Source organism: Thermohalobaculum sp., assembly GCF_058622915.1.
The window spans coordinates 1-22,696 of sequence record NZ_JBZSYN010000181.1 but is presented as its reverse complement, the minus strand read 5'-3'; the positions used below and the strand labels follow the sequence as shown (position 1 = coordinate 22,696).

The following is a 22,696-nucleotide window of genomic DNA, read 5'->3' as shown; positions in this document are numbered from 1 at the left end:
GATGGCAGAACAGGTGCTGACACTCCGCTCGGGAACACCCGCCGGACCCGGCTCGGGCCATGCGAGGCACCGACGGCGGCGCGCGCGCCGGCCTCGCCATGATGCACGCCGGGGAGACCGATCCGTTCGTTTGCGGTGACGGGCGCCGGCCGCGCGCTCGGCGGCGCGCAGACCGCTCGACCCTCCCGCCTTGACCACCTCGCGTCCGCCCGGCAGCCCCGCGACGAAGCCGCCCGGCCGGGCACGACGCAGCAAGGGAACACGCGTTCGATGATGGATACCAGAGCAGACCCCCGCCCAGCGGAGCACCGGCCGAAGAGCCTGAACCGGCCGATCCGGCGCGGCGTCTACGCGCTCGGCAAGCGGGTAACGCGCTGGCTGGCCCGCTATCAGGGCCGGCAGGGCCTCGTCCCGGACGCGCCCTTCCTCGACACCGGCCACTTCCCCTTCCTCACCGGCTTCGAGGAGCACGCCGACGAGATCCTCGCCGAGGTGCGCGAGCTGCTCAAGCTGCGCGAGCACATTCCCGGATTCCAGGAGGTCTCGCCCGAGCAGTATGGCATCGCCACCGAGAAGAACTGGCGCACCCTGTTCCTCTACGGCTTCGGCAACCGGGTCGAGGGCAACTGCCGGCAGATGCCGCGGACAGCCGAGCTGATCAGCAAGGTGCCGCATATCCACACCGCCTGGGTCTCGATCCTGTCGCCGCGCTACCACATCCCGCCGCACAGGGGCGTGACCAAGGGCATCCTGCGCGGGCATATGGGCCTGATCATCCCCAAGGACCGCGAGCACTGCTGGATCCGGGTCGGCAACGAGCGGCGCAGCTGGGTGTCGGGCAAGATCTTCGTGATCGACGACACCTACGAGCACGAGGTGCGCAACGACACGGACGAAGAACGGGTCGTCCTGCTGCTCGACTTCAACCGGCCGATGCGCTTCGGCGGCCGGGCCGTGACCTGGACCTTCCTGCAGGCGATGAAGATGACCGCCTTCTACCAGGAGCCGAAGAAGAACATCGCCAGCTTCGAGGAGCGGCTGCAGGCCGCGGCCAAGCGCGCCAACGAGAACCTGGAGAAGCTGAGCGACCGGTAGCGGCGGGCGACGCCTCTGGCGTGGGGCGGGCGGCGGATCAGCCCTCGAACTGGCCGGCGAGGAACATCTCGCGCGCCTTGGTCCGGCTCAGCTTGCCCGAGGAGGTGCGCGGCAGGGCGCCCGGCGCGCACAGCGCCACCCGGGCATCGATGCCGCAGACCGTCCGCACCACGGAATGCGCCTGCCCGCGCAGGGCCTCGCGGTCGGAGCTCTCGCGCCGGCGGCACTCGACCACCACCGCGACCCGGCCCGCATCGGGCCCGTCGTCGGCCTCGTCGGCCAGCTGGAAGGCGGCGACGCTGCCCTCCTTGGCGCCGTCGACATGGGCCTCGACCGACCACTCGATGTCCTGGGGCCAGATGTTGCGGCCGTTGATGATGATCAGCTCCTTGACCCGGCCGGTCACCACGATCTCGCCCGCGCGCATGTAGCCCAGGTCGCCGGTATCGAGCCAGCCATCGGGCGAGAGCACTCGGGCGGTCTCCTCGGCGTTGCCGAAATAGCCCTGCATCAGGCTTGGCCCGCGCACGAAGATCTGACCGACGCGGGCCTCTGGCAGCGGCGCCCCCGAGGGATCGCGGATCTCGATCTCGTGCTCGGGCAGGGGCCGGCCGCAGATGACGAACTCGCGGCCGCGCGCATTGCCCGTGGGTGGCGCGGCGAGGTGATCGTCGCGCAGGCGATCGACGTCGACCAGCTCGGTGCGCGCACCCGATCCCAGCGGCGCGAAGGCCAGGCCGAGCGCGGCCTCGGCCATGCCGTAACTGGGCAGGAAGCTCGCGGCGCTGAAGCCGGCCGAGGCGAAGGTCTCGGCGAAGGTATCGAGGTTTGCCCGCTTGATCAGGTCGCCACCGACCCCGGCGATGCGCAGGCAGGAGAGATCGAGCTCGTCGGCCGAGCGCGTGCGCCGGGTCGCCAGATCGTAGCCGAAGGACGGCGCGTAGGTCATCGTGCAGCGATAGCGGCTGATCAGGTCGAGCCAGATGCCGGGCCTGAGGATGAAGTCGCGGGTCCGCAGGTGATCAGCGCTCATCTGCGTGGCCAGCGGCAGCATGATGCAGCCGACCAGCCCCATGTCGTGGTAATAGGGCAGCCAGCTGACGCCGCGGTCGCCGTCGCGCATCTCGAAGGCGTGCTCGGCCATGGCCCGGATATTGGCCATCATCGCGCCGTGGGTCACCGCGATCCCTTTGGGAAAGCTGGTGGTGCCCGAGGAGAACTGGAGATAGGCGATCTCCTCCGCGGCGCGTGCATCGCCGTTCGGCAGCGACTCGGGCGCGTTGTCGAGGCCGGCGAGCGTGCCGACGAAAGCGAGATGACGCTCGCTCAGGGCCTCGCCGACCCAGTCGCGGAACATCTCGGGCGAAATCGCCGCGGAGATGCCCGCCACGTCGGCGATGCGGCGGATCTGCTCGACATAGCCGGCGCGCGAGCCGAAGGCGCTGGGCAGCGGCACCGGGCAGGGGATCAGGTGGGCGTAGAGGCAGCCCATCAGCGCGCGGTGGAAGTCGCCCTCGGTCTCGGCGACGATCGCCACCCGGTCCCCGGGGACAAGTCCGCGCCCGAGCAGGCGACCCGCTACGCCCAGCGCGTCCTCGCGCAAGGCGGCCCAGGTCAGCACGTCCTCGAGCGCGCCGCGCGCCGAATAGAAGTTGACGCCGCCCGCACCGCCGGCCGCATAGTCCAGCGCATCGGTCAGTGTGGGAAAATCGGCAAGCCGTCTTGCGATCCCATTGTCGGTGGGCGTCGGCGAAAGCGCCGCCATGGGCAGGTCCAGTCCCTTCGTTCTCACGGGACCCGTTTTACCGGTATCCCTCGTTTCGCGATGGCGGATAGCACTTGCACCAACTCAAATAAAGTCGCATGGCAAGCGCAATGTGGCAATCCGGCAGCAGTTCCACGCTAAGGTGCCGTGACAAATTGGCCTGTATGCGCCAGCGTGGGAGAATCCGCTGTCGTTTCGGCCTTGCCCCGGGAAGGCCGGGCATTCCATAAGCGGCATCTTTATCGGCTCGATGCGGATCGGCTCGGACCTCGGCTGTGCTCAGTATCATCAAGCTTTTCTTCTCGGCCAAGGGCACACGCCCGATCCCTCTGCTGCTGTGCCTGCTCTTGGGCGGCATTGCCGAGGGCGTCGGCCTGGCCAGCCTGGTGCCGGTCATGTCGATCGCGCTGGACGGCAAGGGCAGCGCCCACAGCGCCACCGCCAAGTACATGATCGATGCATTGGGCTCGATCGGCATTCCACCCGGACTTTTCGCGCTGGTCAGCGTCGCCGTCGGGGCGATTGCCATCAAGAACGCCCTGAATCTCGGTGCAATGACCTATGTCGGCTACGCGGTGGCCCATGTCGCCACCAGCCTGCGCCGCGACCTGGTCGACAGCCTGCTCAACGTGCGATGGGCCTATTTCACCCAGCAGCCGCTGGGCCGGGTCGCCAATGCGCTCAGCGTCGACGCCACGCGGGCGGGCGAGGCCTACCTGTCCGCCGCCCGCTTTCTCGTCTTCGCGATCCAGTCGGTGATCTATGCCGGAGTCACGTTCTTCGTCTCGTGGAAGGTCGCGCTGATCGCGCTGGCAGTGGGCGGCACCATCGCGGCCTTCCTCAATTTCCTCGTGCGCGGGGCGAAGCGCGCCGGGCGGCGGCAAACGCGGCACACCGCGGATTTCATCACCTACCTCACCGACGCGCTGAACAACATCAAGCCGCTCAAGGCGATGGACCGGCAGAAGAGCTTCGCCGGCCTGCTCGAGCGCAACATCGTGCGCCTGCGTCGCGCGCTGCAGGGCCAGGTCATCGCCAGGGAGGCGCTCAAGAGCCTGGACGAGACGCTTGCCGCCGTGGCGCTCGGCTTCGGCCTGGCGCTGGCTGTCACCTACGGCAATGTGGCGCCCGCCGAGCTCGTGGTCATCGGCATCCTGCTGATCAAGATGGTCAGCGCCATCGGACGAATTCAGAAGGAGTATCAAAACGCGGCAATCTACGAGAGCGCCTACTACAGCGTGCAGTCCCTGATCGCGGCCAGCCAGGCCGAGCGCGAGCGCGACACCGGAACCCTGGTGCCGCGGTTCGAGCAGGATATCCGCCTGGTCGACGTCAGCTTCTCGCACCCGCGCACGCCGGTGTTGCGCCGGGTCTCGCTCGAGATCCCGCGGGGCGGCATCACCGTGCTGACCGGGCCCTCCGGGGCGGGCAAGACGACCGTCACCGACCTGCTGCTCGGTTTCCGCGTGCCCGACTCGGGCGAGGTTCTGATCGACGGTCGGCCGCTGCAGCAGTTCTCGCTGCGCGCGTGGCGCGGGATGATCGGCTATGTCCCGCAGGAGCTGGTCCTCTTCCACGACACCATTTTCGCCAACATCGCGCTCGGCGATGCCACCGTAGGCGAGCAGGAGGTGCGCACCGCGCTCGAGGCCGCCGGCGCCCTCGCCTGGGTCGACAGCCTGGCCGAGGGAGTGCACACGGAGGTCGGCGAGAAGGGCGCCAAGGTCTCGGGCGGCCAGCGTCAGCGCATCGCGCTGGCCCGCGCCATCGTCAAGCGACCGCGCATCCTGATCCTCGACGAGGTGACGAGCGCTCTCGATCCCGAGACCGAGCGCGCAATTGTCGAGAACATCCGCGCGGTCGGCGGCGACACCACCGTGCTCGCGATCACCCACCGCGCCGCCTTCCTCGACATCGCCGATTGCATCTACGAGCTGGCCGACGGCCAGGTCGCCTCGACGCGCCGGCCTGTGGCAGTTCCGGGATCGGGGAGCTGACGGTGGGCCGCCCCTGCTAGGCGACGCGCGAGGCGGTCGTCCCCCCGGTCGCCCCCCCGCTGGCGCCGCTGACCAGTCCAAGATCCGACCCGGCCTTGGCGAATATCTTGATCGCCGCGTCGATCTGATCGTTGTCATGTGCCGCCGAAACCGAGACGCGCAGCAGCGACAGCCCGCCCGGCGTCGCCGGCGGAATCGCGATGTTGGTGTACACGCCTGCGTCGATCAGGGCGTTCCACAGCATCACCGCCGACTGCGGGTCGGGCAGCTTGACGGCGACGACCGGGCTGATCTCGGGGCCGAGCTCGAAGCCGAGTCCGCCGAGCCCCTCGTAGAGCCGCCGCGAATTTTGCCACAGCCGCTCGCGCAGCTCGGGCACCTCGGCCATGCGGCGGAAGGCGGCCCGGGCCGTGGCCACCGTCGGCGGCGTCAGCGAGGCGCTGAACATGTAGGGCCGCGAGTAGGAGCGCAGCACCTCGAACCCCTCGACGTCCGAGACGCAGTAGCCGCCGGTGGTGCCGACGCTCTTCGAGAAGGTGCCGACGATATAGTCGCAGTCGGCCTCGACGCCCGCTGCCTGGCACTGGCCGCGCCCGCTCTTGCCCAAAACGCCCAGCGAATGCGCCTCGTCGACCAGGAGATAGACGCCCTCGCCGGCCTCGCGCTTGACGGCGGCGATCTCGGCCAGAGGCGCGGTGTCGCCGAGCATCGAGTAGATGCCCTCGACCACCACCACCTTGTCGCCCGGCGTGCCCTTGAGCCGCGCCAGCCGCTTGGCCAGGTCGTCGGGGTTGTTGTGGCGAAAGCGGATGGTCTCGGCGTCGCTCATCTTCGCGGCGTCGTAGATCGAGGCGTGGCTGTCGGCGTCGATCAGCAGGTAGTCGTCCTTCTCGGCCAGCGCCGCGATGACGCCCAGATTGGCCAGGAAGCCGGTCGAGTAGAGGATCGCCGCGCGCTTGTCGTAGAAGGCGGCGATCTCGGCCTCGAGCGCGCGATGCCCCTCGTAGGTGCCGTTGGCGATGCGCGAGCCGGTGGTGCCCACGCCGAATGTCCGCGCGGCCTCGACGGTGGCCTCGACACAGGCCTCGTCGAAGGTCAGCCCGAGATAGTTGTTGGTGCCGAACAGCATCACCGGCTTGTTGCCCATCACCGCGCGCGTCGGCGACTCGATGCGGTCGAACTTGAGCGATGTCGGATCGCGGCCAAGCGCCTGCAGGCGGCCATAGGCGGCCCGGATCGCGTCGACCCTTCGATTGATGCCCATGAGGCTACTCCCCCTTTGACCCGCCCACGGCGGGCTCGTGGCCCTTCGCCAGCGCTTCCACGGCTCCGGCAAGATCGGCCACCGTGCGCACCTCGGCGATCCGGTCGAGCGGAATCGAGATGTCGAACTCGTCCTCGAGCTCCATCACCAGGTCCATGACGGAGACCGAGTCGAGGCCGGTGTCCTCGAGCACCTTGCTCTCGAGGCTCAGATGCCGGCCTAGCCCGGCCTTCTTGCCGAGCAGCTCCAGCACCCTGGCCTGGATCGGACTGTTGTCCTGCATGGTCCCCGTCCCGTCAGTCATGCCCGCCGTCGCTCATGTTCGGCACTCGCCACCTCGTCCGGCCGCAGACAAATCATCCCGACCAGCGCCGGGCCCCGCCCGTTCCGCGAGAAACTTTCTCCGGCCCCTCTGCCGCGCAATGACCCTTGCGTCACCGATGAGCGTTCGACTTGTCAAGCCTTTGCCGTTTTCCCCTAGTCTAAGGCAAGTCGGTCGGAAATCCACCGGTCCGTGGCAGGCAGGAAGTCCCCTAGCCGCGCAGCCAGCCGGCCGCCCGGTACCAGGCGACGGCCTCGGCGAAGCCGCGGTCGAGCGGCACGCGGGGCTGCCACAGCGCGCGCGGCAGCTGCCGCGACGGCTCCGAGCCCCAATCGGCATGCAGGATTTCCCGCGCCTTGCCCGAGGTGAGCATGGGCCGGGCACCCAGCCGCGCCGCGAGATCGCCCGCCCGCCCCAGGACACGCACCGCCACAGCCGGCACGCGCAGCGGCCGCGCCCGGCGCCCCAGCGCCTGCGCCGCCGCGCAGGCGATCTCCTCCCAGGTGTAGCCTTCGGGGCGGTGGTCGGTCACCTCATAGGGCCCCCGGGGCAGGTCCGCCTCGACCGCCACCACAATGGCGGCGACCAGATCGGCGACGTGCACCAGCGCGAGCCGGGCGCCGGCTCCGCCCAGCATCGGCTGCACCGGCCCGCCCGCGGCGCGAAAGAGCCTGAGCGTCTCGCGGTCGCCCGGCCCATAGACGGCGGCGGGCCGCAGCACCCGCCACCAGCCGGCGCCGCCGATATCCGCCAGCCGCTCCTCGGCCGCGCGCTTGGAGGCGGCATAGGCCGAAAGCCCGGGCTCGCGCGCCGCCATCGAGGAGAGGTGGACGAAGCGCGCCGCGGGCGCGTGCGCCTGCCAGGCGCGCGCGAGCGCCGCCGTGCCCTCGGCATTCGCGCTCAGGAAGTCATCGGCGGTGCGGCCCTTGATTGCGCCGGCGAGATGGACGACCGCGTCCGCGCCCGCGACCAGCGCCTCGAGCGCCGCCGCGTCCTCGAGGGTGCCGGGCACCGTCTCGACAGGCGCGGCGGCCGGTGCCGACCCGCGCGGCCTTTGGCGCACCAGTGCCCGGACCCGCCAGCCGCGCCGGGCCAGCTCGGCAGCGAGGTGGCCGCCGATGAAGCCGGTCACGCCGGTAAGCGCCACCAGCCGCTCGCCTGCTCGCTCGCCAGTCCGCTCCATGGGGTCGCCTTTCTCCGCGCGGCCCTCCTAGGCGGCAGGCGGCGGATTGGCAAGCGGCGTCACGCCGCCTCGCGCGCGGTCTCCAGCACCGCCTGCTCGACGATGTCGAGCGCACGGTCGAGATCGGCCCGGCCGATCACCAGCGGCGGCGAAAGCGTGAGCACGCAGCCCTGGCTGATCTTGAAGCTCAGCCCCGCTTCGAGGCAGCGGTAATAGATGCGCTCGGCCAGATCGTTGCCCGGTGCCTTGGTGGCCCGGTCGGCGACGATCTCGACCCCGATCATCAGGCCCCGCCCGCGCAGGTCGCCGACGATCGGCGCGCGGTCCCTGAGCGCGGCCAACCGGCCCACCGCGTGCGCGCCCAGCTCCGCGGCGCGCGCCACCAGCCCCTCCTCCTCGATGATCGCGAGCGTGGTCAGCGCCGCGCGCGCCGTCACCGGGTTCTTCTCGTGCGTATAGTGGCCGATGGCGTAGTCGCCGGCAACGTCGAGCTCGGGCCGCGCGATGGCCGCCGCGATCGGCAGGATGCCGCCGCCCAGCGCCTTGCCCAGCACGACGATGTCGGGCACCACGCCGTCATGCTCGGAGGCGAACAGCCGCCCGGTCTTGCCCAGCCCTGTGGGGATCTCGTCGAAGATCAAGAGCGTGCCGTGCGCGTCGCAGGCCGCGCGCACCCGGGCCCAGAAGCCGGGCGGGGGGACGTAGGGCACGGCGCGCATGGGCTCGGCGATGACGGCGGCGACATCGCCCTCGCGGCCCAGCACGTACTCGATCATCCCTGCGCAGGCGATGCCGCAAACGTCAGGCCCCGCGTGGCCGTAGGGGCAGCGGTAGCAGGCGAAGGGCGCCACATGCTCGGCGCCCGGCAGGAGCGGCCCGGCGATGCCTGAGCGGAAGGTGTGCTCGCCGCCCACACTCGCCGCCTCGAACCCCGCGCCGTGAAAGGCGTCCCAGAAGCTCAGCGTCTTGAACCGCCCGGTCGCGGCGCGGGCGATCTTGAGCGCCACCTCGACGGCATCCGAGCCGCCGGTGGTGAAGAGGCATTTGGACAGCGCCCCGGGGGCAATCGCGCCCAGCTTCTCGGCCAGCTCCACCGCCGGCTCGCAGCTAAAGCGCCGCGGCGCGAAGCTCAGCTCGTCGATCTGGCGCTTGATCGCCTCGCGCAGCTTCGGGTGGCCATAGCCGATGTGATGCACGCTGTTGCCGTGGAAATCCATGTAGCGCCGCCCGGCGAGGTCCTCGATCCAGATGCCCTCGGCCCTGGCTATCCCTGAAAGCACCGGGGTGGACAGGCTCTGGTGCAGGAAGGCGGCAGCGTCGCGCTCGACCAGCGCGCGGGTCGCGGGGTCGGCCTGCGCGGCGCGCCAGCGGCGGCGCAGCCCGCTGGTGTTCGACTCGCCCTCGGTGTGGGGCTTGGGCGGTTGCGCCATGGGCTCAGGGCCAGGGCAGCGAGAAGGTCTTCACATTGGTGTAGCTCTTCATCGCCTCGATCACGCCCTCCTTGTAGCCGAGGCCGGAGTCCTTAATGCCGCCGAAGGGTGACATCTCGATGCGATAGCCCGGCACCTCCCAGATATTGACCGTGCCGACGCGCAATCCCGCGATATAGCGCTGCATGCGCCGAAAGTCGTTGGTGCACACGCCCGCCGAGAGGCCGAAGGCGGTCGAGTTCGAGATCGCCATCACCTGCTCGTCGTCATCGGGCACGCGGATCACCGGGATCGCCGGGCCGAAGGTCTCCTCGCGCACCAGCTCGGCCGCGGGCGGCACCCGATCGACCAGGATGGGCGGCAACAGCGCGCCGTCGCGGCCCGGGTTGTAGAGGATCTCCGCCCCGTCCTCTGCCGCCATCTCGACGCGCCGCTCGAACAGCGCCGCGGCCTCGGCGCTGACCACGGTGCCGAGCGCCGTCTGGGCGTCCATCGGGTCGCCGAAGCGGATTTTCCTGGCCCGCTCCAGCAGCATCGGCACGAAACGCTCGGCGACGCGCTGCTGGCACAGGATGCGCTTGACCGCGGTGCAGCGCTGGCCCGAGTTCTTGGTCGCGCCCGCGACCGCGAGGTCGGCGGCCCTGGCGAGGTCGTCGTCGGACAGGTCGTCGAGCACGATCAGCGGGTCGTTGCCGCCAAGCTCCAGCACCGTGCGGCGGTAGCCGGCGCGCGCGGCGATCATCTTGCCCACGGGAACGCTGCCGGTGAAGGTGATCAGCTCGGCGTGTGGATTGCCGATCATCTCCTCGCCGATGTCCCCGGGCCAGCCCGTCACCACCGAGAACATCTCGGGCGGCAGTCCCGCCTCGTAGAGCAGGTCGGCCAGCACCAGCGCCGTCATCGGCGTCAGCTCGGTGGGCTTGCACACCACGCAGTTGTTGCTGGCCACCGCCGGCGCCACCTTGTGCGCCACCATGTTGAGCGGATGATTGAACGGCGTGATCGCTGAGATCGCCGTCAGCGGCTCGCGCAGAGTGAAGATCTTGCGCGCCTTGCCGTGAGGCGTGAGGTCGCACGAGAACATCTCGCCGTCGTCGTGAATGCACTGCTGCGCGGCCAGCGCGAACACGTCATAGGCGCGGCCGACCTCGTAGGCCGAATCCTGCTTCGAGATGCCGAGCTCGAGCGTGATCAGGTCCGAGACCTCGTCCTTGCGCGCCACCAGCGCCTCGGCCGTGCGGAACAGGATCTGCTGGCGTTCGTAGCGGGTCAGCTTCGGCCGGTAGGCCGCCGCGCTCTCGAAGGCCTCCCGCGCATGCTCGGCGCGGCCAGCCGGCACCGTGCCGATCACCGCGCCGGTGTAGGGATAGGTCACCTCGATCACGCCCTCGGCGTCGACTTTGCGCCCGGCGATTCGCATCGGCTCGTGGCGAACGCCGACCTTGCCTGGCTTGTCGTTCATCGGTCTCTCCCAATATCAGCGTGCCGCCGCCAGCGCCGCGACGTGGAAGGCGTCGAAGTTCCGCAACTGCGGCGCCTCGGCCAGCTCGGGCAGCGCCCGGTTGACGATGAAGGGCACCGCCTGCTCGTGCAGCCCGCCATGCGAGCGCAAGGGCTCCTTCAGCGCCGCAAGGTCGTGCCGGTCGGCGGATGTGCCGACGGTCATGGTCTCGCCCGACAGGATGACAATGTCCCCGATGCGGTCGGGCGGCAGCTCGAAGCGCGCGCAGGCCGCCTCGCGATCGAGCACCAGCTCGATCCCCGGCAGCGCTTTGAGCCGCGCCGTCACCTCGGCGCGGTCCGCGCCCTCGGGCAGATAGGCCGTGGCGAAGGAGCCGAGCGCCCCGTGATGCACCACGTAGGGGTCGGTGATCGGCAGGATCACCCGCGCCGCGCCCGCGCCCAGCCACCCATCGAGCAGGTCCTGCAGATAGACCACCGCGGGCGAGCCGTCCGCGAGATGCTTGGGCTTCATGCCGTGATCGGCCGTCACCACGACCGCCGCGCCAGCCGCATCGAGCTGCGCCAGATAGGCGTCGAACATGGCGTAGAAGACGTTCGCCTCGGGCTCGCCAGGCGCGTGCTTGTGCTGCACGTAGTCGGTGGTGGTCAGATACATCACGTCGGGTCGGACCTCCTCCAGCAGCTTCACCCCGGCAGCGAAGACGAACTCGGACAGTTCCGCCGAATAGACCTCGGGCACCGGCCGGCCCAACCAGCGGGCGGCGTTGTCGATCCCGTGCGCGGCCGCGGTGGTCGTGTCCGACTTCTCCGAGGAGAAGCACACCGCCCTGCCCTCGAACGTCAGCCCGTGGCCCAGGAGCGCCCTCAGCTTGTCCTTCGCAGTCACCACTGCGACCCGGGCGCCGGCGTCGTGGAAGGCCTTGAACACCGTGGGCGCGCGCAGGAAGCGCGGGTCGTTCATCATCACTTCCTCGTCCGCCTCGCGGTCGTAGAAGTAGTTGCCGCAGATGCCGTGCACCGCGGGCGGCCGCCCGGTCGCGATCGACAGGTTGTTGGGGTTGGTGAAGCTCGGGATCACCGAATGCGCCGTGCGCACCGTGCCCCTGGCCTTGACCGCCTCGAGCGCGGGCATCAGCCCCGCGGCGATGGCAGCGTCCAGATAGGCCGGCTCGCAGCCGTCGAGGCAGATGACCACCGCCGGCACCCGGGGGAACGGATAGTCCCGGCCGTTGACGCCGACACTGCGGGGGGTGACCTTGTCCATGCTCTCGCCTCCCGTCCTCACGCCACCAGCCGGGCGCGCTCGGCCAGCGCCGCCTCGGGCGGCGCGGCGCTCTTGATCCCCATCTCGGCCAGGGCCTCGCCGGCCGCCCTGACCACGCCGCGCATCACCTGGGCGTCGATCCGCCCGATGCAGCCTACGCGGAAGCTCTCCACCACGGTCAGCTTGCCCGGATAAATGATGAACCCCCTCGCTTTCATCAGATCATAGAAGCGCGCGAAGTCGAAGCGCGGATCGGCGGGGCAGAAGAAGGTGACGATGATCGGCGAAAGCCAGCGGTCCGACAGAAGCGTCTCGAAGCCCAGGTCGCGCATCCCCGCCACCAGCACGTCGCGATTGAGCGCGTAGCGCGCGCCGCGCGCGGCCACGCCGCCCTCGGCCTCGTGCATCCTCAAGGCCTCGAGGAAGGCCGCCACCACATGGGTGGGCGGGGTATAGCGCCACTGGCCGGTGCGCTCCATGTAGGCCCACTGCGCGTGGACATCGAGGCTGAGCGAATGCGACCTGCCGCCGGCCGCCTCGAGCGCCGCGCGCGGGGCGAGGACGAAGCCGAAGCCCGGCACGCCCTCGATGCACTTGTTGGCCGAGGCGACCATCGCCTCGGCGCACAGCGCCCCGATGTCGAGCGGCAGCGCGCCGAAGGCGCTCATCGAGTCGACCAGAAGCTTGCGCCCGCGGGCGCGCACCACCTCGGCGATCTCCTCGAGCGGGTTGAGGATGCCCGAGCTCGTCTCGCAATGCACCACGACCACATGCGTGATCGCGGGGTCGGCGTCGAGCGCCGCGGCGACCTCCGGGCCCCTGGGCGGCAGGTAGTCGCCCTTGTCGATGTCGGCATGGGCGCGGCCCAGATAGTCCAGCGTCTGGGCCACGCGCTTGCCGTAGGCGCCGTTCATCAGCACCAGCGCCTTGGCCTCGCGCGGCAGGAACGAGCCGAGCATCGCCTCGACGGCGTAGGTGCCGCTGCCCTGCAGGGGCACGCAGTCGAGATCGCCCGAAGCCGCGTCCCCTCCCGCCATCGCCGCCAGCCGCCGCCGCACCTCGGCGGTGATGGCGCGGAAGTCGCCGTCCCACGAGCCCCAGTCGCGCAGCATCGCCCGCTTGACCTCGATGGCCGTGGTCAGCGGGCCCGGCGTCAGCAGGTAGGGCTCGCCCTGGGCGGGCGGCGGGAACGCGGCCTCGTCCGGGACGTCACGCATCGGGGACATGGGAAAAATCTCCTCGGGAGGGGTCGGATTGCCGCGGCGATCCTGTCTCCGCGCCACCTATATGTAAAATCGTTATTTTGGATGGATTTTATAGAATTAAGCGATAGATTCGGCCCTGCCGCGGCCTCGGGGGAATCACGCCATGCGCTATGTCCAGCTCCGCGCCTTCCACAATGTCGCCATCCACGGCGGCTTCTCGCGCGCGGCCGAGGCGCTGCACCTGACCCAGCCCGCGATCTCCGACCAGGTCCGCAAGCTCGAGGAGGACTACGACGTCATCCTGTTCAACCGGCGCAAGAAGCAGGTGGTGCTGACCGAGGCCGGCCAGCGCCTGCTCGAGATCACGCGCCGCCTGTTCGAGATCGAGGGCCAGGCGCACGAGATGCTGGCCGAATCGCGTGCGCTGCGCTCCGGCGCGCTCAGGTTGATCGCCGATTCGGTGCATCACGCCATCCCGATCCTCGGCCGCTTCCGGGCGCGCTATCCCGGCATCGAGCTCAGCATCCACAGCGGCAACTCCGAGGACGTGATCAGCCAGCTCTACGATTACGAGGCCGAGGTCGGCATCCTCGGCGAGGCGCCGAAGGGGCGGGACTTCGAGGTGGTGCGGCTCAGCTCCACACCGATCATCGCCTTCACCGCCGCCGGTCACCGGCTGGCGCGGCGCCGCTCGATCACACTGGCCGAGCTCGCCGCCGAGATGCTGGTGCTGCGCGAGCACGGCTCGAAGACCCGCCAGCACATCGAGGCCGCCGCCGCCGCCCGCGGCGTCGCGCTCAAGGCGACGATCGAGGCGGAGGGCCGCGAGGCGGTGCGCGAGATCGTCGCGACGGGCGGCGGGGTCGGCGTCGTCTCGGCCGCCGAGCTCGGCCCCGACGGCCGGCTGGTGCCGATCACCATCTCGGACTGCGAGGCGCAGATGCACGAGGCGCTTATCTGCCTGCGCGAGCGGGCCGGATCGAAGCTGATCCGCGCCTTTCTCGAGATCGCGCGCGAGACCGTGGCGGATTGCTGATGCCCCGCCGGGCACCGCAAAGCCGGTCATTTATGCCCGGCCGACACCCTCCGCCCGACCCTTCACGCGGGCGGACGGCGCAGGCTCCGGTGCAGCCGGGGCGGGATCGCCGGTCAAGCGGTCACGACCGTTCCGCGGGGCTCGATTCGGCGTTGATGCGATCGGGCTGCCGGGGGCCAGGGGCCGGGTCGGGGACGGTCGCCGCCCGCCCGGATGGGCGTGGGGTCACAAGGATGGCTCGCCCTGGTGATCGCGGCTCCGGCTGCCGAAATTCTCCTGCCACAGCGCGCCCACCAGTGACCAGACAACGCGGTTCGGCGTCCACACACTCGCCCCCTCGAGGCTCGCTCGCCCGTCCTCGTGATAGGTCAGCAAGGCCTGCGTGCTGAGGCCGAGCGAGATCGTGACGGTCACGTAAAGCAGCGTTCCGATCGCGACCCGCCGCAGAACGTTTCGTCTCGCGCGCGGCTGCCTTCGCGCGGCGCCTCTTTGCCTGGCGCGGCCTGCGCTCATTCCCCCGTCCACCGGCCAAACGCCGACCTCGGCACCGAAATCCACGCGCGAGACACCTGGTTGCGAAGCCCGCTCCACATCGCGTAGAGCGCCCACCCGCACACCCACATCGCCAGGGCCCACAGCAACGTCACGACGATGCGCTCGACGGTGAGGAACCCCAGCATCGCCGGGAGGACCAGCGCGGTGGCAGAGCCACAAAGCGCGATCCGGTTCCAGGGTCGCAGGGCTTCAAACCAGTTCATCATTTTCACGGCCTCCACGAAGCGGCGCCCATCAAGATCGACCGGTCTCGGGGCGCCTGCCCGAGTTCGGGGCCTCCGACATCGCTCCCGCTGGTTTCATGGGAAGGGCAACCACCTACTGCTGCGCCAGGCGCGGGTGCAGGCATCGCCTGACCGCAAGCCTCCGACAGGGGCGATCTTAGTTGCTTATCAGATTGAAATAAAAAGATTTTTAGTTCGACTATGCAACCTTGAGTTGCTCGCGCCGGCTCGGCTCGCCCTTAAGTGGCCGGATGGGCGAGAAAAATCCGTGCCCGCATGAACCCCGACGGCGCCGGCGGAGCGCGATGGGTCAGGTCACGCCTGCACGGAGTCGCGGCAAGACCTTAGGGGTCCTTTCCGGCGACAGCGACCCGGGCCAAGCGCCAGCCCGCAGATGTGCCTGGGCACCGGGCAGCCGCCGGAACCGCGGTCTCCGTAACCAGGATGCGCGGACACCGGTTGGAAGGTTGCGAATGTCGCGACGGCCGCAGACGGCGCTTTGCGCACCGGCTGGCTTCGCCGGCACCTTGGCCGTGGCCACGACGTGGGGTAACTGCAGCTGTACCAAAACGGGAATTAAAGCGAATTCAATGGCTTGACATGGCGTCCAAATTTGGACGCCCCGGCTAGGCTCACTCGCTCTCGACCCTCAATCGCTCTTGGCAAGCCGGCTGTCGAGCAGGTCGCCGCTCTCGGCCAGGATCGGATAGGCGATGGCGGCGAACAGCGAGTTGATCTGCTTCAGCGCCCGGATCGTCTCGAGGTGGATCTCGCTGCTCTCGACGCTCTCGATCGAGCCGTCCTGCAGGCGCCTGAGATGCCGGTTCTGGCTTCTCATCTCGAGCTCGCGCATGCGATCCTTCTCGTGCACCAGCTCGCGCGCCGACTCGCGGTCGCCCGAGACCAGAACGTTGAGCGCAAGCTGGATGTTGGCCAGCACCTGGGCGTGCAGGTTGGTCAGCTCGCGCCAGCCCTCGTCCGAGAACGCCAGCTGCTTCTGGCAGCGCTCCACCGCCAGCTTCAGCAGGTTCTTGGAGACCAGGTCGCCGACATGCTCGAGATTGATGGCGAAGTTCGCCAGCATCATCGCCCGCTGCGCCTCCTCCGAGCTCATGGCGCCGCGGTTGAGCTCGACCAGGTAGAGCTTGATCTCCGAATGCGCCTTGTTCACCTCGAGGTCGAGCCGGCGCAGCTCCTTGGCCCGCGCCTTCACCCGGTCGCGGTCGTCCGTCTCGTAGAGCTCCATCACCGGGCGCAGCATCACCTCGATGATCTCGCTCATGCGCAAAAGCTCGCGCGTGGCGCTGGCCAGCGCCAGGCGCGGCGAATGCAGCACCGAGCGGTCCAGCGTGCTGACCCGGCCCGCGAGCAGGCCCTCGCCCGCCCGCTCCGGCTGCTCGTCGGGCAGGAGCCGCTCCAGTACGGCACCGACCGGCCCGACCAGCGGCAGGCAGACCACGAGGATCACCAGGTTGAAGGCGACGTGCATCATCACGACCTGCTCGGCAGCACCCGAGCCCGCCAGTTCGACCGGCAGGTTCAACGTCCCCAGAACCACCAGCCCGAGCACCGCGCCGGCCCCGCGGCAAGCGAGGTTTCCCAGCGGCACCCGCCAGGCCGCCCGCGGCAAGCCGCGGGTCAGTGCGGCGGCGATCAGCGCGCCACCGAAATTGGCGCCCAGCACCAGTGCCAGCCCCAGCCCGACCGGCACCAGTCCCTCGGACGCCAGCTTGGCGACCAGCAGCACCGAGGCGATGCTGGAATGCACCAGCCAGGTGAACAGCGCCGCGAGCACGAACGAGCTGACATAGTCACCCTTGAGATACCCGACCACGGCGGGCAACCCCTGGCTGTGCCGCAGCGAGCCGGTGGCCGCGCCGAGCATGCCCAGCGAGATCAGGATGAGCGCCACACCGACCAGGATGCGCCCGGTCTGCCGGATCTCGCGGCGCGTGCCCTTCATGAACATCGAGCCGCCCGCAATGAGCAGGAAGGGGATCAGCCATGACAGATTGAAGGCGAGGATCCGCACCACCAGCGACGAGCCGAAATCCGCGCCGAGCAACATGGTGAGCGCCATGCTGGAACTGGTCAGCCCGCTCGCCGCAAACCCCGCGGCGAGCACGCCAACCGCGGTCGAGCTCTGCAACACCACGGCGACGACGGCACCGAGCGCGGCCGCCCGCAGCCTGTTGCCCCGCGCCCGCTTGAGCGTGCGCTCGAGCGCGGCGCCATAGGCGCGCTCGACGCCGGTCCGCACCATGCGCACGGCCCACAAAAGCAGCGTCACGGCGCCGGCCAGATGCAGGAGAATCAGGAGGGGGCTCATCTGCTCATGCTTTCCCGAAGATCAGGGATGGCCGCGCCGGGCCGTCGTGCGAGGGGCGGCCGGCGGAGCGCCGCCGCCTGTCGCCTCGGGTCGTGGATTGGGCCGACCTGTCACGCAACACCAGTTTCACCCATCGGACAAATCGCTAATTCATATCAACACATCGCGCGAAGTTATGCATCATGCCACAAAATTGCCTCCGCAATGGCGCCGGAGGCGCAAGTTAAACTTCGTTCATCGTCGCACAACGAAAGTGACAAAAAGAAAGCCCATGATCCCGCGCGGTCCCCCAACCGACTCACGAAAACACGGAGGCACGGGCGATGACGAGCGCAGGCAGGACGACCCTCGATGTGCTTCAAGGTCACTTCCCCTCGCCGTTGACGCCGCGCCACGGCACGGTCGAGGGCCAGGTCATTCCGGCCCGTGAAATTGGACAGCGCTTCATCGGATCGGCAGAGCCGACGCGGCACGCCATGACGCGGGCGCCGAGGCGCCCCGAGGTCTCCGACAGCGAGGTCGCCCAATTCGTGATCTTCGCTCTTGAGCGCGCCCTCACGGCCATCGGCGAGGAGGACCCCGAGACGTCGCTGCGCCTGAGCGCCTGCGAGGCGCGGCGCGGAATGCGCACGCTGTTCGCTTCCGTTCCGGCCCGACGCAGGGCGGATACCGAGTTGCAGCACGACTATCGCGAGGCCGTCCTGTTCCAGAACCTCACGCTGGGACTCGCCCTAGAGATCGTCGGCGCCGTCCGACGCTATGGCAAAGCCCGCGAAAGCGCGGCCTGACAGCAGCCCTTCGCCAATGCGGCGCCGTGCCGCAATGGCCCCCAAAATCCGCACGGACCCGCCGGCGGCCGGCGCGCGGTATTCGGCCACGGGCGCTGTGCCCGGAATTGCGGGCTCTGCAACAATTTTCAGATGCCGAAACCGGAAAAGTGGAATAAATGCCGCTTCGCTGAGTCGGTAGTCATTGGGAGCGGCCCGGGTCGAAGAGTCGGCTCAAGCAGAACGGGTTGCGATGGAGACTGGGCTGCCTTTTTCCCGACGCGACATACTGGGTCTTTTGTCCGCCTCCGGCGTCGTGCTGGCCGGGGCGCGTCGTGCGTCGGCGGCAACTCAGGCGTCGTTCCTCGGTCCGGCCGAGACCTTCAGCTTCAACTCCCTGATCGCGCGCGCCAAGCGCGCCGCGGCCGCGCCCTATCAGGCCCCTTCGCCGCGGATCGCCGCGCAGGTCTCGAAGCTCGACTACGACGCCTACTGGAAGATCCGCTTTCGTGACGCGGCCTCACTGCTGCCGGCCGGCGCAGACGCCCCGGTGCAACTGTTCTATCCAGGAAAGTACTTCCCCGAGCCGGTAAATGTTTACCTCGTCGATTCCGGCGTTGCGCACGAGGTCCTGTTCAATCGCGACCACTTCTTTTCCATACCCGCCGACAGCCCCGCCCGGAAGCTGCCGGCGGATCTGGGCTTCGCCGGGTTCCGGGTCATGCGGCCGGGAATGAATCCGGACTGGGTCTCCTTCGTCGGCGCCTCCTATTTCCGCACCGACGGGCCCGATCGACAGTACGGGCTTTCGGCGCGCGGCATCGCCATCGACACCGGGATGACGCGGCCCGAAGAGTTCCCGCGCTTCACCGCCTTCTGGCTTGGACCGCCCGAGGATCCCGCCGATGACATGACGGTGTGGGCACTGCTCGACGGCCCCTCGATCACCGGCGCCTACCGCTTCGGTCTGAGGCGCAAGCGCGACGGCGGCGGACACCGCACGAGCGTTGCGGCGCGCCTGTTCTTGCGAAAGCGCGTCGAGCGACTTGGGATCGCGCCGCTCACCAGCATGTACTGGTTTTCCCAGTTCGACCGGGTGCTCGCCGATGACTGGCGCCCCGAGGTCCACGACAGCGACGGCCTGGCGCTGGCCACCGGCGCCGGCGAGCGTATCTGGCGCCCGCTCGACAACCCCGAACGGGTCACGACCACGACCTATCTGGACCACAATCCGCGCGGCTTCGGATTGAGCCAGCGCGACCGGAATTTCGACCATTACCAGGACGACGGCGTGTTCTACAACCGCCGCCCCTCCGCCTGGGTCGAGCCCTTGGGGAAGTGGGGCGCGGGGGCGGTGGACCTCGTCGAGATTCCCGCCAATGACGAGACCATGGACAACGTCGTCGCTTACTGGATGCCGAAGGCGAAGGCCGAGGCGGGAGACGCGCTCAGCTTCGACTACGCCATCAACTGGGTTGCACGCGACCCGGCAGCGGCGCAAGTCGCCTCGGTCGTGGCGACGCGGCAGGGCCGGGGCGGTATTCCCGGCCAGCCGATCCCCAAGGGAGTCGACAAGATGGTGGTCGACTTCGCGGGCCCCGCGCTCGACGGGCTCGACGCCAAGAGCGGGGTCGAGCCGGTCGTCGAGGCGCATGGCGGCAGCATCGTTCCCCCGATCGGGGCCTGGCCCGTGGTCGGCACCAAGCGCTGGCGCCTGGCGTTCGACTTCAGGATGGACGGCACGCAGCCAGTCGAGCTGCGCGGCTTTCTCCGCCTGAACGGACGCGCGCTGACCGAAACATGGCTCGCGCGGACCTCGACCGATCGCGCCGCGCGGCGCTGGCGTGAAGATGGAAGAAAATGACGCTTTGGGCAGTTTGCTTTTCGATGGGCGTGCGGATCGGGCCAAGCGTCCGGACCGCCAGTCAGACGTGACACGTCTTACAAGCTCGCGGGGCGTTGCCTACATGTTCGCCCCGTCAAACATTGGACGGCCGGGTCTTCGAGCGAGGCACGGCCGGGGACAGTGGATCCACTGAGTGGCCACGAAAGAGTCGTATGGTGATGCACAGGCGCGACTTCATCGCAGTTCTCGGGGCTGCACTGATGCCTGCGGCCGCTGCCCGTGCGGCGGAGGCTGCACAAGGCACTCCGTCTGCGGCGCCGGCGGCGGGAGATTACGCCGCGGTCGTGGCCAAGGCGCGCGCGCTGTCAAAATCACCCTTTGCGCCGGCCAGGACCAAGCCGAGCGGCCCGTTCGCGAACTTGAATTACAACCAGTATCGCGGCATTCGCCCGCATCCCGTGCCGCTCGGCCGGGGCCGTGGCGGATTTTCCATCGACCTGCTCCCGCCGGGCTTCATCTATCACGATCCGGTGACGGTGACCGTCGTTTCCCCAGATGGCGCCCGCAATCTTCCGTTCAAGATGGACCTGTTCGATTTCGACCCGAAGTTCTTTCCCGGCGGCGCCGGTCTTTCCAAGAAGCCGGCGCCGGAGGGGGCGAGCTTCTCCGGTTTCCGCCTGCGCACGCGCATCAACCGGGTGGACGTGAGCGACGAGTTCGTCGTCTTCCAGGGCGCGAGCTATTTCCGCGCCATCGCGCGCGGCATGATCTTCGGTCTCTCCGGCCGCGGCCTCGCCATTCGGACCGGGGATCCCCGCGGAGAGGAGTTTCCCACCTTTCGCCATTTCTGGATCGAGACGCCGGCCCCGGGCGCCCTGTCGATCGTGGTGCGCGCCTTGCTTGACAGCGCATCCTGCACCGGCGCGTTCGAATTCGACATCACGCCCGGCGAGACCACATTGATGCGCACGCGGTGCACCCTGTTCCCGCGCGAGAAGATCGACGCGATCGGCATCGCGCCGCTGACGTCCATGTTCCTTTTCGGCCCGCAATGGCGGTCCCGCACCGACGACTACCGTAATGCCGTGCACGACAGCGAAGGCCTGCAGATGATCACCGGCCGGGACGAGAGGCTCTGGCGACCGCTCACCAACCCGCGCAAGCCCCAGGTCTCGGCCTTCCAGGACGAGGGCCCGAAAGGCTTTGGCCTGACCCAGCGCCGGCGCGACTTCGCGCATTATCAGGACGACGAGGCCCGCTACGACAAGCGTCCGAGCGGCTGGGTGGAACCGGTCGACGATTGGGGCCGCGGCGCCGTGGTTCTGGTCGAGATCCCCGCCGACCACGAATTCAACGACAACATCGTTGCCTTCTGGCGCCCCAAGGACCCGCTCGGCCCGGCCGATGACGGGCACGCCTACGGCTATACGCTCTACTGGTGCGCCGAGCCCCCCGACGCAGTGCCGCTGGCCCGCGTCGTGGCGACGCGCTCGGGCAAATCCATCGACGACGACAAGAGGCGCGTCATGGTCGTCGATTTCCACAAGGAAGGCCGCTGGGCCGACCCTCTCAAGGTCGAAGCCCGGATCAGCTCGGGAGAGCTGACCGGAGTGGCCCTGCGCCCACTGCCCGGCGGCGAAAAGATGCGCGCCTCGTTCGAATTCACACCGGGCAACCAGACCCTGCTGGAGCTGCAGCTCACCCTGGTTGGACCCGATGGACCGGAGTCGGAGAAATGGCTTTATCGCTGGACGCCGGCCTGAGGGCCGTACCGCCCCCGACCAGGGGGGCGACCCCCGCCTCGGCACCGCTCGAGATGCCGACACAGGCGCTCAACCGTGCGCCCGGGCGGCGTGTCGGCTGGCCGGGCCTGCGGGTCGCGGCGGCGCGGCTGGTCGTCATCGGCGGGGCACTCGCCCTGACCTGGTACGGCTACCGACAGATGACCCTGGTGTTCGGACATGGAACCTCGACGCCCCTGCAGGGACTTTTGCTGGTGCTGTTCACGATCACCTTCGGCTGGATCTCGCTCTCGGCGAGCCAGGCGGTCGCGGGGCTTCTGGCGCAGCCTTGGCACAGGGACGGCGAGCCGGAGGGGGCGCCGAAAGGGCGCACCGCCATCCTCATGCCCGTCTACAACGAAGATCCGGCCGCGACCACGGCTGCGCTCCACGCAATGGCCGATGGGCTGGTCCGATCCGGCCACGGCGACGCATTCGAGATCTTCATCCTGTCCGATACGACGAACCCCGACATATGGGTGAGCGAGACCAACGCCTACGACTGGCTGCGCGACGAGCTCGCCGAGTCCCTGCATGTCTGGTATCGCCGGCGCGACCGCAACATCGGGCGCAAGGCCGGCAATCTGCAGGATTTCGTCGAACGCTGGGGCGCGCGCTACGACTACATGCTGGTGCTCGACGCGGACAGCATCATGGCGCCCGAGACCATCCTTTCCATGGCCCGCCGCATGGACGCGGCGCCGCGGCTCGGCATCCTGCAGACGGTGCCGATGGCGATGGGCGGGCGGACGCTCTTTGCCCGGCTGCAGCAGTTCGCGGGGCGCCTCTATGGCCCGGTGATCGCCCGCGGCGTCTCTGCCTGGCAGGGGCTCGACGGAAACTACTGGGGGCATAACGCAATGATCCGCGTGCGTGCCTTCGCCGAGAACTGCGGCCTGCCCCAGCTTCCCGGCCGCGCGCCCTTCGGCGGCCATGTTCTCAGCCACGATTTCGTCGAGGCGGCCCTGATTCGCCGCGGCGGCTGGGAGGTCCGGATGGACCCCGATCTCGAGGGCAGCTGGGAAGGCGCGCCGCCCTCGCTGATCGACTTCGCCGTGCGCGACCGGCGCTGGGCGCAGGGCAATCTGCAGCACTCCAAGGTCATCGGCGCGCGCGGCCTCACCCTGTCCAACCGGCTGCACTTCGCGATCGGCATCGGCTCCTATCTG

Annotated in this window: 18 protein-coding genes; 7 read left to right on the top strand and 11 right to left on the bottom strand. The window is 69.1% G+C overall.

The genetic code is table 11. The features are described from left to right. Nucleotides 1-270 precede the first annotated feature (270 nt). Entirely contained in the window at nucleotides 271-1,095 is an 825-nt protein-coding gene (locus AC32QD_RS13930) for an aspartyl/asparaginyl beta-hydroxylase domain-containing protein (protein ID WP_492011110.1), read from the top strand. 37 nt (nucleotides 1,096-1,132) lie between these two features. On the opposite strand, the gene AC32QD_RS13925 is transcribed toward AC32QD_RS13930, so the two are convergent. Beyond that, entirely contained in the window at nucleotides 1,133-2,887 is a 1,755-nt protein-coding gene (locus AC32QD_RS13925) for a fatty acyl-AMP ligase (RefSeq protein WP_492011109.1), read from the bottom strand. A gap of 248 nt (nucleotides 2,888-3,135) precedes the next feature. On the opposite strand from AC32QD_RS13925, the gene AC32QD_RS13920 reads away from it, so the two are divergent. Next, entirely contained in the window at nucleotides 3,136-4,857 is a 1,722-nt protein-coding gene (locus AC32QD_RS13920; protein WP_492011108.1) for an ABC transporter ATP-binding protein, read from the top strand. Between the two features lie 16 nt (nucleotides 4,858-4,873). Here AC32QD_RS13920 and spt read toward each other — a convergent pair whose 3' ends face one another. From spt to AC32QD_RS13885, 7 genes are all read right to left on the bottom strand, one after another. Beyond that, entirely contained in the window at nucleotides 4,874-6,121 is a 1,248-nt protein-coding gene (gene spt, locus AC32QD_RS13915) for a serine palmitoyltransferase (protein WP_492011107.1), read from the bottom strand. Between the two features lie 4 nt (nucleotides 6,122-6,125). Continuing rightward, nucleotides 6,126-6,404 carry an acyl carrier protein gene (locus AC32QD_RS13910; RefSeq protein WP_492011106.1) on the bottom strand — a complete coding sequence of 93 codons (279 nt, stop codon included), beginning with the start codon at nucleotides 6,402-6,404 and terminating at the stop codon, nucleotides 6,126-6,128. Between the two features lie 250 nt (nucleotides 6,405-6,654). After that, entirely contained in the window at nucleotides 6,655-7,626 is a 972-nt protein-coding gene (locus AC32QD_RS13905) for an NAD-dependent epimerase/dehydratase family protein (protein ID WP_492011105.1), read from the bottom strand. Between the two features lie 59 nt (nucleotides 7,627-7,685). After that, a complete protein-coding gene (gene pbfA, locus AC32QD_RS13900) occupies nucleotides 7,686-9,056 on the bottom strand; it encodes a (R)-1-hydroxy-2-aminoethylphosphonate ammonia-lyase (protein WP_492011104.1) in 1,371 nt (456 codons plus the stop codon). Nucleotides 9,057-9,060: 4 nt separating this feature from the next. Next, a complete protein-coding gene (gene phnY, locus AC32QD_RS13895) occupies nucleotides 9,061-10,518 on the bottom strand; it encodes a phosphonoacetaldehyde dehydrogenase (protein WP_492011103.1) in 1,458 nt (485 codons plus the stop codon). Between the two features lie 15 nt (nucleotides 10,519-10,533). Further along, nucleotides 10,534-11,784 (bottom strand): phosphonoacetate hydrolase, encoded by a 1,251-nt coding sequence (gene phnA / locus AC32QD_RS13890; protein WP_492011102.1) that lies wholly within the window; start codon nucleotides 11,782-11,784, stop codon nucleotides 10,534-10,536. 17 nt (nucleotides 11,785-11,801) lie between these two features. After that, a complete protein-coding gene (locus AC32QD_RS13885) occupies nucleotides 11,802-13,010 on the bottom strand; it encodes a 2-aminoethylphosphonate--pyruvate transaminase (protein WP_492011101.1) in 1,209 nt (402 codons plus the stop codon). 142 nt (nucleotides 13,011-13,152) lie between these two features. Here AC32QD_RS13885 and AC32QD_RS13880 point away from each other — a divergent pair, with 142 nt between their 5' ends. Further along, nucleotides 13,153-14,025, top strand: a complete 873-nt coding sequence (locus AC32QD_RS13880) for a LysR substrate-binding domain-containing protein (protein ID WP_492011100.1) — start codon at nucleotides 13,153-13,155, stop codon at nucleotides 14,023-14,025. Nucleotides 14,026-14,250: 225 nt separating this feature from the next. Here AC32QD_RS13880 and AC32QD_RS13875 read toward each other — a convergent pair whose 3' ends face one another. From AC32QD_RS13875 to AC32QD_RS13865, 3 genes are all read right to left on the bottom strand, one after another. Continuing rightward, nucleotides 14,251-14,439: a hypothetical protein gene (locus tag AC32QD_RS13875; RefSeq protein ID WP_492011099.1), complete on the bottom strand. Its 189-nt coding sequence runs from the start codon at nucleotides 14,437-14,439 to the stop codon at nucleotides 14,251-14,253. Nucleotides 14,440-14,534: 95 nt separating this feature from the next. Beyond that, nucleotides 14,535-14,786 carry a hypothetical protein gene (locus AC32QD_RS13870; RefSeq protein WP_492011098.1) on the bottom strand — a complete coding sequence of 84 codons (252 nt, stop codon included), beginning with the start codon at nucleotides 14,784-14,786 and terminating at the stop codon, nucleotides 14,535-14,537. A gap of 667 nt (nucleotides 14,787-15,453) precedes the next feature. Continuing rightward, the gene (locus tag AC32QD_RS13865; protein WP_492011097.1) at nucleotides 15,454-17,133 is read right to left on the bottom strand and encodes a Na/Pi cotransporter family protein; all 1,680 of its coding nucleotides are present in this window, start codon (nucleotides 17,131-17,133) and stop codon (nucleotides 15,454-15,456) included. Between the two features lie 323 nt (nucleotides 17,134-17,456). On the opposite strand from AC32QD_RS13865, the gene AC32QD_RS13860 reads away from it, so the two are divergent. From AC32QD_RS13860 to mdoH, 4 genes are all read left to right on the top strand, one after another. Further along, entirely contained in the window at nucleotides 17,457-17,921 is a 465-nt protein-coding gene (locus AC32QD_RS13860) for a hypothetical protein (RefSeq protein ID WP_492011096.1), read from the top strand. A gap of 232 nt (nucleotides 17,922-18,153) precedes the next feature. Continuing rightward, complete coding sequence (locus AC32QD_RS13855; protein ID WP_492011095.1) at nucleotides 18,154-19,764, top strand: OpgD/OpgG family glucan biosynthesis protein; 1,611 nt, start codon at nucleotides 18,154-18,156, stop codon at nucleotides 19,762-19,764. A gap of 194 nt (nucleotides 19,765-19,958) precedes the next feature. Then, nucleotides 19,959-21,509 (top strand): OpgD/OpgG family glucan biosynthesis protein, encoded by a 1,551-nt coding sequence (locus tag AC32QD_RS13850; RefSeq protein ID WP_492011094.1) that lies wholly within the window; start codon nucleotides 19,959-19,961, stop codon nucleotides 21,507-21,509. Next, on the top strand, nucleotides 21,482-22,696 hold a 1,215-nt coding region (gene mdoH / locus AC32QD_RS13845), incomplete at its 3' end, for a glucans biosynthesis glucosyltransferase MdoH (protein ID WP_492011093.1). The genes AC32QD_RS13850 and mdoH, both read left to right, overlap by 28 nt.

Excerpts from the sequence above, each read along its gene's own strand:
- AC32QD_RS13910 (WP_492011106.1), bottom strand. The coding sequence starts at position 6,404 with ATGCAGGACAACAGTCCGATCCAGGCCAGGGTGCTGGAGCTGCTCGGC.
- phnA (WP_492011102.1), bottom strand. The coding sequence starts at position 11,784 with ATGGACAAGGTCACCCCCCGCAGTGTCGGCGTCAACGGCCGGGACTAT.
- AC32QD_RS13850 (WP_492011094.1), top strand. The coding sequence starts at position 19,959 with ATGGTGATGCACAGGCGCGACTTCATCGCAGTTCTCGGGGCTGCACTG.
- AC32QD_RS13855 (WP_492011095.1), top strand. The coding sequence starts at position 18,154 with ATGGAGACTGGGCTGCCTTTTTCCCGACGCGACATACTGGGTCTTTTG.
- AC32QD_RS13930 (WP_492011110.1), top strand. The coding sequence starts at position 271 with ATGATGGATACCAGAGCAGACCCCCGCCCAGCGGAGCACCGGCCGAAG.
- AC32QD_RS13885 (WP_492011101.1), bottom strand. The coding sequence starts at position 13,010 with ATGTCCCCGATGCGTGACGTCCCGGACGAGGCCGCGTTCCCGCCGCCC.
- AC32QD_RS13870 (WP_492011098.1), bottom strand. The coding sequence starts at position 14,786 with ATGATGAACTGGTTTGAAGCCCTGCGACCCTGGAACCGGATCGCGCTT.
- pbfA (WP_492011104.1), bottom strand. The coding sequence starts at position 9,056 with ATGGCGCAACCGCCCAAGCCCCACACCGAGGGCGAGTCGAACACCAGC.
- AC32QD_RS13905 (WP_492011105.1), bottom strand. The coding sequence starts at position 7,626 with ATGGAGCGGACTGGCGAGCGAGCAGGCGAGCGGCTGGTGGCGCTTACC.
- spt (WP_492011107.1), bottom strand. The coding sequence starts at position 6,121 with ATGGGCATCAATCGAAGGGTCGACGCGATCCGGGCCGCCTATGGCCGC.
- AC32QD_RS13865 (WP_492011097.1), bottom strand. The coding sequence starts at position 17,133 with ATGAGCCCCCTCCTGATTCTCCTGCATCTGGCCGGCGCCGTGACGCTG.
- AC32QD_RS13860 (WP_492011096.1), top strand. The coding sequence starts at position 17,457 with ATGACGAGCGCAGGCAGGACGACCCTCGATGTGCTTCAAGGTCACTTC.
- phnY (WP_492011103.1), bottom strand. The coding sequence starts at position 10,518 with ATGAACGACAAGCCAGGCAAGGTCGGCGTTCGCCACGAGCCGATGCGA.
- AC32QD_RS13880 (WP_492011100.1), top strand. The coding sequence starts at position 13,153 with ATGCGCTATGTCCAGCTCCGCGCCTTCCACAATGTCGCCATCCACGGC.